Below are 13,091 nucleotides of genomic sequence, written 5' to 3'. Positions count from 1 at the left end.
CGTCACGCCCGCGTCACGGCGCCCGCGGGGCCCTCAGTGCGTCAGGGCGGCTCCGAGCAGCTCGACCAGGTCGAGCGCCACGTCACGCATCCGGTGGTCGTCGTCGAGCGCGGGGTCCCACGAGGCGAGGGTCGCCGAGCGGACCGGCGCACGGTCCGCGGCGGCACGGATCACCGCGCGCACCTCCTCGGGCCGCAGGCCCCCCGGGGCCGACCAGGAGTTCGCCCGCCCGACGTCGAGGTCGTGCACGTCGAGGTCGACGTGCACGTGCACGGCGTCGACGCCGTCGACCAGGGCGGTGACCGCTCGGGTCACCGCTGCCGGGTCGTCCCGGAGGGCGTCGACGGTGAGGAGCCCGATCCGGGACCGGTCGAGGAGCTCCCGCTCGGCGGGATCGAGCTCGTGGGCGCCGACGAGCAGCACGTCCGCGTCGGCGACCGGCGCGAACCCGGGCACGCGCTGCGTGAGCCCGGTCCAGCTGCGGCCGGTCAGCATCGAGAGGGACATCCCGTCGACGAACCCGCTCGCCGAGGTCCGCGGGTCGTTCAGGTCGCCGTGCGCGTCGAGCCACAGGACGCCGACGCGCGGGGCCGGGAGCCCAGCGACGACCCCGAGGGTCGCACCGCAGTTCCCGGCCAGGACGACAGGCGCGGCACGGTCCTCGACCGCGTCGGCCACGAGCGCCCGGACCGCCCGCATCACCTCGACGTCCGCCGCGGCCTCGCCGGCGGCGAGCGGACCGCAGGTGACCTCGCGCCGGTCGACGGGGCGGCCCGCGCGTGCCAGGCGTGCGACGGCGCCCCCCGCGACGAGGGCGTCCGGGCCGGCGCCGTGCCGTACGCCGCGCCGGCCGGAGTCGTACGGGACGGTGATCAGGCGCAGGGAAGGTGTCGGTGCGGCCATCCGGTGCTCAGCTCGCGGCGAGCCGCAGGTCGCTCACCAGCTCCGCGAACGCCTCGTCGAAGCCGTCCCGGCCCCGCAGCCGGACCACCGCCGAGGGGTGGGCCGTGAGCACGTAGCGGCCCTCGAGGAGCCGGCCGCGTTCCTGCGCCACCTTGACCGGCCGGCCGAGCACCGCGTGACCTGCTGTCGCGCCGAGCGCCACCACGACCTGCGGGTCGAGCACGGCGAGCTCGGCCTCCAGCCACGGCGCGCACGCGCGCAGGTGCGTGACGGTCGGGGTCTTGTGCAGGCGGCGCTTCCCGCGCTGCTCGAACCGGAAGTGCTTCACGGCGTTGGTCAGGTACACCGCGTCCTCGTCGATCCCCGCCTCGCGCAGCGCGTCGCTCAGTAGGCGTCCCGCCGGTCCCACGAACGGCTCGCCCTCCAGGTCCTCCCGGTCCCCGGGCTGCTCGCCGACGAGCACCACCCGGGCCGCGGCCGGGCCGCGGGAGAACACCACCTGCGTCGCCGGGCGCCACAGCTCGCACCCGCGGCAGGCCGGCGCGGCGGCGCGCAGGTCCTCGAGCCCGGCGGTCGGCGGGACCCACCGGGCGGCGCCGGGTGCGGACGTGTCGCTCATCCCTCCGAGCATCGACCCGCCCGGGAGGAGCCGCCACCGCGGCCGGTCCGGATGCGGAGACCTGCGTCCTGGCCGACAGTGGTCAGGCGGTCAAGGAGGTGCCGCCGGACCGAGGGTGCCCCGCCCGTCGGTCCTCGGTACGGCCCCAGGAGGACTGTCATGGCCCACACAGTGTCCGACTACATGACCGCGCACCCGACCGTCGTCGAGGTGACCGACACGCTGCGCTCCGTCGCGGAGACCATGGCGAGCCAGGACGTCGGAGCCCTCGTCGTGGCGGAGAACGGCGCGGTCACCGGGATCATCACCGACCGCGACCTCGTGGTCCGCGGTCTGGCGACCGGGGTCGGTCTCGACGCCCCGGTCGGGCAGCTCACCACGGGCGCGCTCGTCACCGTCGGCCCCGACGACGGCGTGGCGGAGGTCGTCCAGCTCATGCGGGACAACGCGGTCCGACGGGTCCCGGTCGTCGAGGGCGACGTCGCGGTCGGCATCGTCTCGATCGGTGACCTCGCCGTGGCGCTCGACTCCGACTCGGCGCTCGCCGACATCTCCGCCGCGCCGCCGAACGACTGACGCGTCAGGAGCCGGCGAGCCGCCCGACGAGCGCTTCCGACCCGCGCGCCAGGAGCGTCACGTCCGCCTCGAGCAGCAGGAACGAGGCGCCGGCGTCGGCGTACGAGCGCGCCAGGGCCGGGTCGAACGCGTTGACGCCGACCGGCTTGCCGGCCGCGCGCACGGCCTCGACCGTGCGGTGGACGGCGGCGACGACGTCGGGGTGACCCTGCTGGCCCAGCAGCCCCATCGAGGCGGCGAGGTCGGCCGGCCCGACGAAGACGCCGTCGACGCCGTCCACCGCCGCGATCGCCCCGGCGGCGTCCACGCCCTCGACCGTCTCGACCTGCACGACCAGGGACACGTGCTCGTCGGCGTCCGCCAGGTAGCCCTCGACCCGGTTCCACCGGGCCGAGCGGGCGAGCGCCGAACCGACGCCGCGTCGCCCCCGCGGCGGGTAGCGCACGGCCTCGACGGCCGCCTCCGCCTCGGCCGCCGAGGAGACCAGGGGCACCAGCAGGTTCTGGGCGCCGAGGTCCAGGACCTGCTTGATCGTCACGACGTCGGCGGCGGGTACGCGCACGACCGGGGTGATCGGGTAGGCGGCGACCGCCTGGAGCTGCGCGAGCACCGACTGCAGCCCGTTGGGCGAGTGCTCCATGTCGATCATGAGCAGGTCCAGCCCGGAGCCCGCGCAGATCTCCGCGACGAGCGGGCTGCCGGTGCACACCCACATGCCGGTGAGCGGAGCCTCGGCCGCGGCAAGGGCGGCGCCGAACGTCGGCATCAGATGAAGCGGCACGTGATCGTCCCCAGGTCGCGGTAGTCGGCCAGCACGGTGTCGTCGGGGTGCACCCAGATCGGGCGGGTGAACGAGCCTGCGAGCACGAGCTCGCCGGCCTCGAGGCGGTCGCCGTGCTGGGCCAGCTTGTTGGCCAGCCAGGCGACGCCCCGCGCGGGGTGGTCGAGCACAGCCGCCGCGACGCCCGACTCCTCGACGGTGCCGTTGCGGTACAGCAGCGCGGCGACCCAGCGCAGGTCGACGTCCTCGGGCGCGACGGGGGTGTCCCCGAGGACCATGGCGCCCATCGCGGCGTTGTCGCTGATGGTGTCGACGATCGTGCGGCCCTCCAGCGCGATGCGTGACGACAGGATCTCGAGGGCGGGCACCACGTGCTCGGTCGCGCGCAGGACGTCGTCGAGCGTCGCGCCGGGGCCGTCGACGGGCTCGGCCAGCCGGAACGCGAGCTCGACCTCGATGCGGACGTTGGAGAACCGCCCGTGCTCGATCACCGAGCCGCTCGGATAGACCATGTCCGCGAAGATCGCGCCGTAGTCGGGCTCGTCGATCCCGGTGGCCGCCTGCATGACCTTCGAGGTGAGGCCGATCTTGCGCCCGACCGGCCGCCGCCCGGCGGCCACGCCCCGGCGCCGCCACTCGCGCTGCACCGCGTACGCGTCGTCGACGGTCATGCCCGGGTGGCGTGCCGTCAGCAGCGGCACCGTGGTCCGGTCCCGTTCCGCGACGGCGAGCTCGTCGGCGATCGCCGTGAGCGTGTCGGGCGGGAGCGGGCTCACAGCTGGTGCCCCAGCTTGTACTCGCGCTGCTTCCAGCTCGGCAGCTCCTCGGGGGAGTCGCCCTTGCGGGTGTAGGAGAACCCGTCGGCTCCGATCGTGACCTCCATCTCGCTGGTGTCCGTGCGGGCACGGACCGGCTGCGGGACGCCGTCGAGGTCGAGGACGAGGGACGCCTCGGTGTACCAGGAGGGGACCACCGGGTTGCCCCACCAGTCCCGGCGCTGGTTGTCGTGCACGTCCCACGTGACCACGGGGTTGTCCGGGTCGCCCGTGTAGTAGTCCTGCGTGTAGATCTCGATGCGGTGGCCGTCGGGGTCGCGCAGATACAGGTAGAACGCGTTGGACACCCCGTGGCGCCCCGGCCCCCGCTCGATCCGGTCGGAGAGCCGCAGCGCGCCGAGCTTGTCGCAGATCGCCAGGATGTTGTGCTTCTCGTGGGTGGCGAACGCCACGTGGTGCAGGCGGGGGCCGTCGCCGCCGGTCAGGGCGGTGTCGTGCACCGTGGGCTTGCGACGCATCCACGCGGCGTAGGTGGTGCCGGCCTCGTCCTGGATGTCCTCGGTCACCCGGAACCCGAGGTCCTCCAGGTGGGCCACGGCCCGCGGCACGTCGGGCGTGACCTGGTTGAAGTGGTCGAGGCGCACGAGCGTGCCCGGGGTGTACAGGTCGTAGCGCCACGCCAGCCGCTCGACGTGCTGGACGTCGTGGAAGAGCTCGTACGGGAACCCGAGCGGGTCCTGGACGCGCACCGTGTCCCCGACGCCGGCGACGAACCCCTCGGGCCGCCGCTCGACGCGGCACCCGAGCTCGCCGTAGAACGCGACCGCCCGGTCGAGGTCCGCCGGCGAGCGCACCCGGTAGGACAGGGCGGCCACCGCCGCGACGGGACCGGCGCGCAGGACGAGGTTGTGGTGGATGAACTCCTCGAAGCTGCGCAGGTAGACGCAGGTGTCGTCCTCCTGCGTCACCACGAGGCCGAGGACGTCGACGTAGAAGTGGCGCGAGGCCGCGAGGTCGGTGACGACGAGCTCCATGGAGGCGGCGCGCAGGATGTCGGGCGGCGGGGACGACGGCGTCGGGATCGGGTCGCCGCTCCGGATCGGGTCGTCGGCCGTCACGACGGGCTCGGGCCCGGCGGGGGTGATGGGTGTCGCGCTCACGTCAGCGTCCTTGCCTCTCGTGCCGCAGGGTCAGCGGGGGTCCGGGTCGTCCAGGTCGGTCGGCGGGTGCACCTCGGCCTTGCCGAAGGTCGGGTTGTGCGCCCCGCCGAGCGTGATGTGCACGGCCTGCTGGTGCGTGTAGAAGTCGATCGAGCGGTACCCGCCCTCGTGGCCGAGGCCGGACGCCTTGACCCCGCCGAACGGCGTGCGCAGGTCCCGGACGTTGTTGCTGTTGAGCCACACCATCCCGGCCTCGACCGCCTGCGCGAAGGTGTGCGCCCGGCGCAGGTCGGTGGTCCACACGTACGCGGCGAGCCCGTACGCGACACCGTTGGCGAGCGCGAGGGCCTCCTCGTCGGTGTCGAACGGCGTGATGGCCACCACCGGGCCGAAGATCTCCTCCTGGAAGATCCGGGCGTCCGGCGGGACGTCGGCGAAGACGGTGGGCGCCACGTAGTTGCCCGTCGGGAAGCCGTCCGGCCGTCCGCCGCCGGCGACGAGGCGCCCCTCGGTCCGGCCGATCTCGATGTAGCGCATGACCTTGTCGTAGTGCTCCGGGTGCACGAGCGCGCCGACCTCCGTCCGTGCCTCGTGCGGGGGACCGACGACGACGCGCCTCGCCTGCGCGGCGTAGCGCTCGACGAACTCGTCGTAGATCTCCCGCTGCACGAGGATCCGGCTGCCCGCCGTGCACCGCTCCCCGTTGAGCGAGAACACCCCGAAGATCGTCGCGTCGACGGCGGCGTCCAGGTCGGCGTCCGCGAACACCACCGCGGGGGACTTGCCCCCGAGCTCCATCGACAGGCCCTTCAGGTGCGGCGCCGCGTTCGCGAAGATCAGCTGGCCCGTCCGGCTCTCCCCGGTGAAGGAGATGAGCGGGACGCCCGGGTGCCTCACCAGCGCGTCGCCCGCCTCCTCGCCGATCCCGTGGACCAGGTTGAACACGCCGACGGGCAGTCCCGCCTCCTCGAAGATCCCGGGCCACAGGGACGCCGACAGCGGCGTGAACTCCGCCGGCTTGAGGACGACGGTGTTGCCCGTGGCCAGCGCGGGGCCCAGCTTCCACGACTCGAGCATGAACGGCGTGTTCCACGGCGTGATGAGGCCGGCGACGCCGATCGGCTTGCGGTTGACGTAGTTGAGCTGCTTGCCGGGCACCTTGAACGCGTCGTCGGTCTGGGCGACCACCAGGTCGGCGAAGAACCGGAAGTTCTCCGCGGCACGGCGCGCCTGGCCCAGCGCCTGGGTGATCGGCAGCCCGGAGTCGAAGCTCTCTAGCTCGGCCAGCCGGGCGTCCCGCGACTCGACGATGTCGGCGACGCGGTGCAGGACCCGCGAGCGCTCGCGCGGCAGCATCCGCGGCCAGGGGCCCTCGTCGAAGGCGTGCCGGGCCGCGGCGACCGCACGGTCGACGTCCGCGGCCTTGCCCGCCGCGGCGTGCAGGTACGTCTCGTTCGACACCGGGTCGAGCACGGCGAACGTCGCACCGTCCGCGGAGTCGACGTGCTCACCGCCGATGTAGTGCTGGACGTGCTCGGGAAGGTCGGCAGGCATGGGGTCGCCTCTCACGGTGCGGTCGTCTCGTCGGGGTGCTGGTGGCTCAGGTAGGCGGCGAGCGTGCCGGAGCGGTGCGAGCGGGCCGCGTGCTCGATGTCGGCCAGGGGCGCACCGGACTCGATGAGGTCGAGGAGGGTCTCGTGCTCACGCACCGACTCCTGCGCGCGGCCGGGCACGAAGCTGAACGTCGAGTCGCGCAGGTGGCCCAGGCGGACCCACTCCGACTCCACCAGCGCGAGCAGGCGCGGGTTCGCGCAGGCGGCGAAGAGCACCGCGTGGAACCGCTGGTTCATCGAGGTGAACAGTCGCGGGTCGAAGTGGTCGAGCGACTCGACGAGGCTGCGGTTCAGCTCGCGGGCCTGCCGGACGTCACCGGCGGTCAGGTGCCGGGCCGCGAGCGCGGTGGCCGCTCCCTCGAGGATCGCCAGCGTCTCCATGCTGTGCCGGTACTGGGAGTCGTCGATCATCGACACCCGGGCGCCGACGTTCCGCTCGAAGGTCACCAGGCCCTCGGCCTCGAGCCGGCGGATCGCCTCCCGCACCGGCACCACGCTCATGCCGAGCTCGCTCGCGACGGACGCGAGCACGAGGCGGTGCCCGGGGATGAGCTCCTCGGTCGCGATCCGCTCCTTGAGGGAGTGGTACGCGTGCTGCGACTTGCTCCGTGCCGCCGTGTCGCTCACCGGCTCGCGCGCCATGCGTCGTACCTCGCTCTCCACCGTGCGTCCATGGGGAAGAGGCCGTCGACGGCGTGACCGGCGGCGACCTGCTCGGCGACCCAGCCGTCCTCCTCCTCCTGGGCGAGGGTGGCGTCGACGACCTCCTCGACCAGGCCGGGCGGGATGACGACGACGCCGTCCCCGTCACCCACCACCACGTCGCCGGGCTCGACGGTCGTCCCGCCGCACGCGACGGCGACGTCGACCTCCCAGGGCACGTGCAGGCGGCCGAGGACGGCAGGGTGCGCGCCCGCCGAGTAGACGGGGATCCCCACGGCGGCGACGGCGGCGTGGTCGCGGACGCCGCCGTCGGTGACGATGCCGGCGGCGCCGCGCACGTGGGCCCGCAGGGCGAGGATGTCGCCGAGCGTGCCGGACCCGGTCTCGCCGCGCGCCTCGATGACGATGACCTCGCCCTCGGCGACCGTGTCGAACGCGCGCTTCTGGGCGTTGTGGCCGCCGCCGTGGCGGGCGACCAGGTCCTCGCGGCCCGGCACGAACCGCAGGGTCCGGGCGGTGCCGACGAGCTTCGCGTCGGGATGCATCGGCCGCACGCCGTCGACCGTCGTCCGGTCGAGCCCGCGCCTGCGCAGCTGCGCGGTGAGACCGGCCACCGGTGCCCGCAGCAGCTTCTCGCGCAGCTCCGCCGTCAGGTGTGGTGCCGGCGGTGTGCCCCACGCCTCGGCGCGCTGGAGGTCGTCGACGGCGGGCAGGGAACCGAGCGTGCCGTCGAACGGGTGCTCACCCTGGACGACGGTCGTGACGAGCCGGCCCGAGGTCGGCGTGCCGGCGGCCTCGGGCGCGTCGACCTCGACCTCGACGACGTCCCCGGGTCCGACGACGGACGAGCCGGCGGGGGTGCCGGTGAGGATGACGTCGCCCGGCTCGAGCGTCAGGTGCTGCGAGAGGTCGGCGACGAGCCGGGGGAGCGTGAACAGGAGCCCGGCCGTGGTGTCGTCCTGGCGGAGCTCGCCGTTGACCCACGCCCGCACGCGCAGGGCTCCGGGGTCGACCGTCCGGGCGTCGACGAGGCCCGGGCCGAGGGGCGTGAACCCGTCCCCGCCCTTGGACCGGACGTTGGAGCCCTTGTCGTTCGCGCGCAGGTCGTACAACCCGAGGTCGTTCGCCGCCGTGACCCACGCGACGTGTTCCCACGCGCGCTCGAGCGGGACGCGCCGCGCCGTGGTGCCGATGACGAGGGCGATCTCACCCTCGAAGGCCAGGAGCTCCGTGCCGTGCGGACGCTCGACCGTGCCGCCCGACGGTGCCACCGAGCTGGAGGGCTTGAGAAAGTACGAGGGGTGCGCGGGGCGGCGGCCCCGCTGGTCGGCGCGCGACGCGTAGCTCAGGTGGATCGCGACGATCTTGCCGGGACGGCCGGGCAGGGCGGAGAACCGGGGGTCTGCGCCTGTGCTGTCGGTCATGTGCTCCTCGCCCGTCTGGTGGTCGGTGGTCGTCGGTCGGGTCAGCCGCTCGCGCGGGCGATCTCCTCCCAGAACGGGGCGACCACCGTGCCGGAGACGCGCAGGTCGAGCAGCAGGAACGGTCGCTCGGTCACCGGCCGCGCGCGCCACGCCGTCAGGGCGTCGAGGTCCTCCACCGACCGGACGGCGACGCCGTGGGCGCCCAGCGCGGTCGCCACCCCGGCGAAGTCGACGTCGGGGATCAGCATCGGCTCCTGCGCCAGACCCTTGCGGCCGTAGAGGTGCATCTCGGCGCTGTACGCCCCGTCGTTCCACACGACCGCGATCCCACGACCGCCCGCGACCCGCACGGCCGACTCCAGGTCGGACAGCGCCATGAGCCCGCCGCCGTCGCCGGTGGTCAGCACCACGGTGGACTCGGGCCGGGCGAGCGCCGCCCCGACAACGCTCGGGAACCCGAGCCCGATGGCCTGGAACGCGGTGCCCACCATGACGGCCCGGTCCGGGGCCGACACGGGCCAGTACATGTTCGACCAGCCGAGGAAGTGCCCGCCGTCGGAGACGACCACCCGGTCCTCGGGGAGCAGCTCCGCCAGGCGTGCCGCCGCCGAGCGCGGGTCGAGACGCCCGTCCGCGGCGGTCCCGTCCCCGGGCTCCTGCCGTCGCGCGGCGGCCACGTCGACGGACTCGCGCCAGCCGCTGGAGGCAGCGTCGTCGAGCTCCTTGAGGATCTGCTCTGCGACCACCGCCGCGTCCCCCCGGACGTACCCGCCGACGTGCGGGTGGGTCGCCGCGGGGGCGATGTCGACCTGGAAGACCCGGCACCCGGGCGCGAACAGCTCGCCGAACCGCATCGTGAACTGGTTGAGGGCGGCGCCCACGACGACCGCGACGTCGGCCTCGCGGACGAGCTCCATCGCGTCCTTCGCGCCGAACCCGCCGGCGACCCCCAGGTCGAACTCGGGCCGGGGGAAGATCCCGCGGCCGAGGGCCGTCGTCACGGTCAGGGCACCCGTGGCGTCGGCCAGGGCGCCGAGGGCCTCGCCCGCGCCGGCGACCCACGCGCCGCGTCCCGCGAGCAGCAGCGGCCGGCGGGCGGCGGCCAGGGCGGCGGCGATCTCCCGGACGACCCCGTCGGCGAACGCGCCGCGCACGCCGAGCGGCGCGGGCAGGCGGGGGGCGGGCGTCTCGGGGACGGGCCCCGTGTCCAGCACCGCGACGTCGTAGGGGATCGCGAGCACCGTGGGCACCCGGTAGGTGAGCGCGTGCTCGACGGCGATGACGGTGGTGGCGGCGGCGTCCGCGCGGCCCACGGTGTAGGTCCGGGCGCCCACGGCGGAGGCCATCGCGATCTGGTCGACGTCCCAGGGTCGCGGGCCCGACGTGGGCTCGTCGCCGACGACGAGGACGAGGGGGACGTGCGCCTGCACGGCCTCGGCCAGGGCGGTGAGCGTGTTGGTGAACCCCGCCCCGTAGGTCGTCGTCGCCGCGGCGAGCCGTCCGGAGGAACGGTGGAACGCGTCGGCGGCGACGACCGCACCGGCCTCGTGCCGGACGGGGGTGAAGCGGGCGGCGGTCTGGGACGTCAGCGCGTCGAGGAAGTAGGCGTTGCCGTTGCCCATGACCCCGAAGACGTGGTCGACGTGCGCGGCGAGCGTGATGGCGACGTGCGCGGAGACCGTCGGCATGACGTGGCCCTCCTGCTCCGGGGCGACCGCGTCGTCGCGGCTCGGTAGGGATAATATACGATCCGCACCACCTCGACAGCGGCGTCAGGGGAGTCGGTCCATGCAGTTCCACCATCACGGCTACGTCTCGGGCGACCCGCGCGTGCAGCCCGCGGCAGGCGTCGGCCTCGACCGACCGGCCGAGCTCCCCGACGAGGTCGACGTGCTCATCGTCGGCACCGGCCCGGCGGGGATGATCGCGGCCGCCCAGCTCTCGCAGTTCCCCGAGGTGAACACGCGCATCGTCGAACGCCGTGCCGGGCGGCTCCCGATCGGGCAGGCGGACGGCATCCAGGCTCGCAGCGTCGAGACGTTCCAGGCGTTCGGGTTCGCCGGCCGGATCGCCGAGGAGGCCTACCGCATCACCGAGATGTGCTTCTGGCACCCGGACCCGGCCGACCCGTCGCGCATCGTCCGCGGCGAGCGGCCGGCCGACGACCCGGGCGGCATCAGCGAGTTCCCGCACCTGATCGTGAACCAGGCGCGTGTGCTCGACTACTTCGCCGAGTACATGGCGTGCTCACCCAGCCGCATGGAGCCGGACTACGGGTACGAGTTCCGGGGTCTCGAGCGGGCCGACGACCACGTGACCGTCACCCTCGTGCGCACGGCGGGGGAGCGGGCCGGCGAGGAGAAGGTCGTGCGGGCGAAGTACGTCCTGGGCGCCGACGGTGCACGCAGCCGGGTGCGGACCGCGATCGGCTGCACCATGCAGGGCGACTCGGCGTTCCACGCGTGGGGCGTCATGGACGTCCTCGCCGTCACCGACTTCCCGGACATCCGGCTCAAGTGCGCGATCCAGTCGGGGGCGGGCGGCAGCATCCTGCTCATCCCGCGCGAGGGCGGCCACCTCTTCCGCATGTACGTGGACCTCGGCGAGACCGACCCGGACGCCCACCACGAGGTGCGCAGCACGACGGTCGAGCAGATCATCGCCCGGGCGAACGAGATCCTGCACCCGTACACGCTCGACGTGCGCGACGTCGCCTGGCACAGCGTCTACGAGGTGGGGCACCGGCTCACCGACCGGTTCGACGACGTCGCCCCGGAGGACTCGGGGACGCGGACCCCGCGGGTCTTCATCGCCGGCGACGCGTGCCACACCCACAGCGCCAAGGCCGGCCAGGGCATGAACGTCTCCATGCAGGACGGGTTCAACCTCGCCTGGAAGCTCGGCTACGTCCTCACCGGCCGCAGCCCCGCGAGCCTGCTCGCCACGTACTCCGCCGAGCGCCAGGTGGTCGCGCAGAACCTCATCGACTTCGACAAGGAGTGGTCGACGCTCATGGCCACGCCGCCCGAGGAGCTGGGCGATCCCGGCCGGCTCGCCGAGTTCTACGTGCGGACCACCGAGTTCCTCTTCGGGTTCATGACGCAGTACCCGCCGTCGATGGTCGTCGCCGAGCCGGCCCACCAGGCCCTGGCCACGGGGTTCCCGGTCGGCAAGAGGTTCAAGTCGGTGCCCGTCGTCCGCGTCGCCGACGCCAACCCCCTGCACCTCGGGCACCAGCACCGCGCCGACGGCCGTTGGCGCCTGTACGCGTTCGCCGATGCCGGGGACACCCCCGCGCTGACGGCCTGGGCCGGCTGGATGGCCGGCTCGCCCGGCTCCCCGCTGGTGGTGCACCCGCGCGAGATCTTCGACGTCAAGGTCGTCTACCAGCAGCGGCACGTCGACGTGGACATCGCGAGCGTCCCGGCGGTCTTCCTGCCCCGCACCGGACGGTTCGAGCTCGTCGACTACGAGAACGTCTTCGCGACGCACCCCGACGACGACATCTTCGACCTGCGCGGCGTGGACCGTGCGGGGTGCGTCGTCGTCGTGCGACCCGACCAGTACGTCGCGGCCGTCCTGCCGCTGGATGCGACCGACGAGCTCGCCGCGTTCTGCCGGCAGCACCTGATGGTCTAGGCGGAGCTCCGCGCGAGCCGGGCGGCCACCTCGTCGTCGAAGTCGGCGAAGAACCCGGCCACCCGGTCGGTCAGCTCGCCCATGCCGTCGCACGCGAAGAGGATCGGCTGGTAGTGGCTGATGTCGTACGCCAGCGTGGCCATCTGGTCGAAGTCCACCGGGCGGATGTCGGCCCCGCGGAACTCCTCGATCTCGCCGTAGGAGGACAGCAGACCGGCGCCGTACGCGCGCAGCTCGCCGTCCTCGTACATGACCCCGAACTCGATGGTGAACCAGAAGACGTCGGCCACGTACTGCAGGCCCGCGGCCGTCTCGCAGCGTCGCGCGGCCTCGCCGGCCCGGCGCTTGACCTCGGCGATCGCCGGGTTCGCCAGCAGGTTGCAGTGCCCGACCACCTCGTGCAGGATGTCCGGCTCCGGCGTGTACAGCGGCTGCGACGGGTGCCGCAGGTACTGGGTGGAGTGGAACACCCCGTCCGCCAGCGACCCGTAGAAGACGTCCAGCGGGACGAGCCCCGCGGCCGGGTGCAGCCGGAAGCCGCTGAGCGGACCGAGACCCGCACTCACCTCGTCGAGCTGCGGCACGCGGTCCGTCGGCAGGGCGAGGGACTCCTTGCCCTCCAGGTAGCCGCGGATCGCCAGCCGCTCGTGCTTGGGCGCGAGCTCGCGGCACACCGTCTCCCAGATCGCGTTCTCGGAGTCCGTGTAGTCGACCTGGGGCACCGGCTCGCCGGGCTGCCAGGCGAGCGCCGGTGCGGCGATCTCGTTGCGGCGGCGACGGTACGCGTCGTCGTTCGCGCCGGGGTGGTCGTCGGCCAGGTGCACGGTGGCCTTGCCGTCCTCGTCGGCGGTGACGGGGGCATACAGCTGTCCTTCGTCGAACATACGATCCGTTCTACGCCTGAAGTCGGCCCGACGCATCCCCCGATCGGCTGTCT

12 protein-coding genes are annotated in these 13,091 nt (G+C 73.7%); 2 read left to right on the top strand and 10 right to left on the bottom strand.

Features of this window, described 5'->3' with window-relative positions:
- Window positions 1-33: 33 nt before the first annotated feature.
- Window positions 34-903 (bottom strand): arginase family protein, encoded by an 870-nt coding sequence (locus CXY01_RS07910; RefSeq protein ID WP_146926813.1) that lies wholly within the window; start codon window positions 901-903, stop codon window positions 34-36.
- Window positions 904-910: 7 nt separating this feature from the next.
- On the bottom strand, window positions 911-1,522 hold the full coding sequence (locus tag CXY01_RS07905; RefSeq protein WP_186813324.1) for a UdgX family uracil-DNA binding protein: 612 nt from the start codon (window positions 1,520-1,522) through the stop codon (window positions 911-913).
- 159 nt (window positions 1,523-1,681) lie between these two features.
- Between CXY01_RS07905 and CXY01_RS07900 the strand changes: the two genes are divergently transcribed.
- Window positions 1,682-2,098, top strand: a complete 417-nt coding sequence (locus tag CXY01_RS07900; RefSeq protein WP_146926809.1) for a CBS domain-containing protein — start codon at window positions 1,682-1,684, stop codon at window positions 2,096-2,098.
- A gap of 4 nt (window positions 2,099-2,102) precedes the next feature.
- On the opposite strand, the gene CXY01_RS07895 is transcribed toward CXY01_RS07900, so the two are convergent.
- The 7 genes from CXY01_RS07895 to CXY01_RS07865 are packed head-to-tail and all read right to left on the bottom strand — an operon-like array spanning window position 2,103 to window position 10,203.
- Entirely contained in the window at window positions 2,103-2,879 is a 777-nt protein-coding gene (locus CXY01_RS07895) for an HpcH/HpaI aldolase family protein (RefSeq protein ID WP_146926807.1), read from the bottom strand.
- A complete protein-coding gene (locus CXY01_RS07890; RefSeq protein WP_146926806.1) occupies window positions 2,864-3,655 on the bottom strand; it encodes a 2-keto-4-pentenoate hydratase in 792 nt (263 codons plus the stop codon). Before CXY01_RS07890 ends, CXY01_RS07895 begins: the two co-directional genes overlap by 16 nt.
- Window positions 3,652-4,800, bottom strand: coding sequence for a 3,4-dihydroxyphenylacetate 2,3-dioxygenase (gene hpaD, locus CXY01_RS07885; protein WP_371862757.1), 1,149 nt, complete (start codon window positions 4,798-4,800; stop codon window positions 3,652-3,654). The genes CXY01_RS07890 and hpaD overlap by 4 nt, the downstream gene beginning before the upstream one ends.
- A gap of 45 nt (window positions 4,801-4,845) precedes the next feature.
- On the bottom strand, window positions 4,846-6,369 hold the full coding sequence (locus CXY01_RS07880) for an aldehyde dehydrogenase (protein ID WP_146926802.1): 1,524 nt from the start codon (window positions 6,367-6,369) through the stop codon (window positions 4,846-4,848).
- A gap of 11 nt (window positions 6,370-6,380) precedes the next feature.
- On the bottom strand, window positions 6,381-7,070 hold the full coding sequence (locus CXY01_RS07875) for a GntR family transcriptional regulator (RefSeq protein WP_146926799.1): 690 nt from the start codon (window positions 7,068-7,070) through the stop codon (window positions 6,381-6,383).
- Window positions 7,052-8,515 (bottom strand): fumarylacetoacetate hydrolase family protein, encoded by a 1,464-nt coding sequence (locus tag CXY01_RS07870; RefSeq protein ID WP_146926796.1) that lies wholly within the window; start codon window positions 8,513-8,515, stop codon window positions 7,052-7,054. Before CXY01_RS07870 ends, CXY01_RS07875 begins: the two co-directional genes overlap by 19 nt.
- Before the next feature lie 41 nt (window positions 8,516-8,556).
- On the bottom strand, window positions 8,557-10,203 hold the full coding sequence (locus CXY01_RS07865) for a thiamine pyrophosphate-binding protein (RefSeq protein ID WP_146926794.1): 1,647 nt from the start codon (window positions 10,201-10,203) through the stop codon (window positions 8,557-8,559).
- Window positions 10,204-10,303: 100 nt separating this feature from the next.
- On the opposite strand from CXY01_RS07865, the gene CXY01_RS07860 reads away from it, so the two are divergent.
- Complete coding sequence (locus tag CXY01_RS07860; protein ID WP_146926791.1) at window positions 10,304-12,154, top strand: FAD-binding monooxygenase; 1,851 nt, start codon at window positions 10,304-10,306, stop codon at window positions 12,152-12,154.
- On the opposite strand, the gene CXY01_RS07855 is transcribed toward CXY01_RS07860, so the two are convergent.
- Window positions 12,151-13,038: a phenylalanine 4-monooxygenase gene (locus CXY01_RS07855; protein WP_146926789.1), complete on the bottom strand. Its 888-nt coding sequence runs from the start codon at window positions 13,036-13,038 to the stop codon at window positions 12,151-12,153. The genes CXY01_RS07860 and CXY01_RS07855 overlap by 4 nt on opposite strands.
- Between the last annotated feature and the right edge of the window lie 53 nt (window positions 13,039-13,091).

The organism is Cellulomonas xylanilytica, from assembly GCF_007989805.1.
GTDB lineage: Bacteria > Actinomycetota > Actinomycetes > Actinomycetales > Cellulomonadaceae > Cellulomonas > Cellulomonas xylanilytica.
Note: the sequence above shows the minus strand (reverse complement) of the source record. Positions and strands in the feature narration are given on the sequence as shown.

Excerpts from the sequence above, each read along its gene's own strand:
- CXY01_RS07905 (WP_186813324.1), bottom strand. The coding sequence starts at position 1,522 with ATGAGCGACACGTCCGCACCCGGCGCCGCCCGGTGGGTCCCGCCGACC.
- CXY01_RS07855 (WP_146926789.1), bottom strand. The coding sequence starts at position 13,038 with ATGTTCGACGAAGGACAGCTGTATGCCCCCGTCACCGCCGACGAGGAC.
- CXY01_RS07865 (WP_146926794.1), bottom strand. The coding sequence starts at position 10,203 with ATGCCGACGGTCTCCGCGCACGTCGCCATCACGCTCGCCGCGCACGTC.
- CXY01_RS07910 (WP_146926813.1), bottom strand. The coding sequence starts at position 903 with ATGGCCGCACCGACACCTTCCCTGCGCCTGATCACCGTCCCGTACGAC.
- CXY01_RS07900 (WP_146926809.1), top strand. The coding sequence starts at position 1,682 with ATGGCCCACACAGTGTCCGACTACATGACCGCGCACCCGACCGTCGTC.
- CXY01_RS07860 (WP_146926791.1), top strand. The coding sequence starts at position 10,304 with ATGCAGTTCCACCATCACGGCTACGTCTCGGGCGACCCGCGCGTGCAG.
- CXY01_RS07880 (WP_146926802.1), bottom strand. The coding sequence starts at position 6,369 with ATGCCTGCCGACCTTCCCGAGCACGTCCAGCACTACATCGGCGGTGAG.
- CXY01_RS07875 (WP_146926799.1), bottom strand. The coding sequence starts at position 7,070 with ATGGCGCGCGAGCCGGTGAGCGACACGGCGGCACGGAGCAAGTCGCAG.
- CXY01_RS07870 (WP_146926796.1), bottom strand. The coding sequence starts at position 8,515 with ATGACCGACAGCACAGGCGCAGACCCCCGGTTCTCCGCCCTGCCCGGC.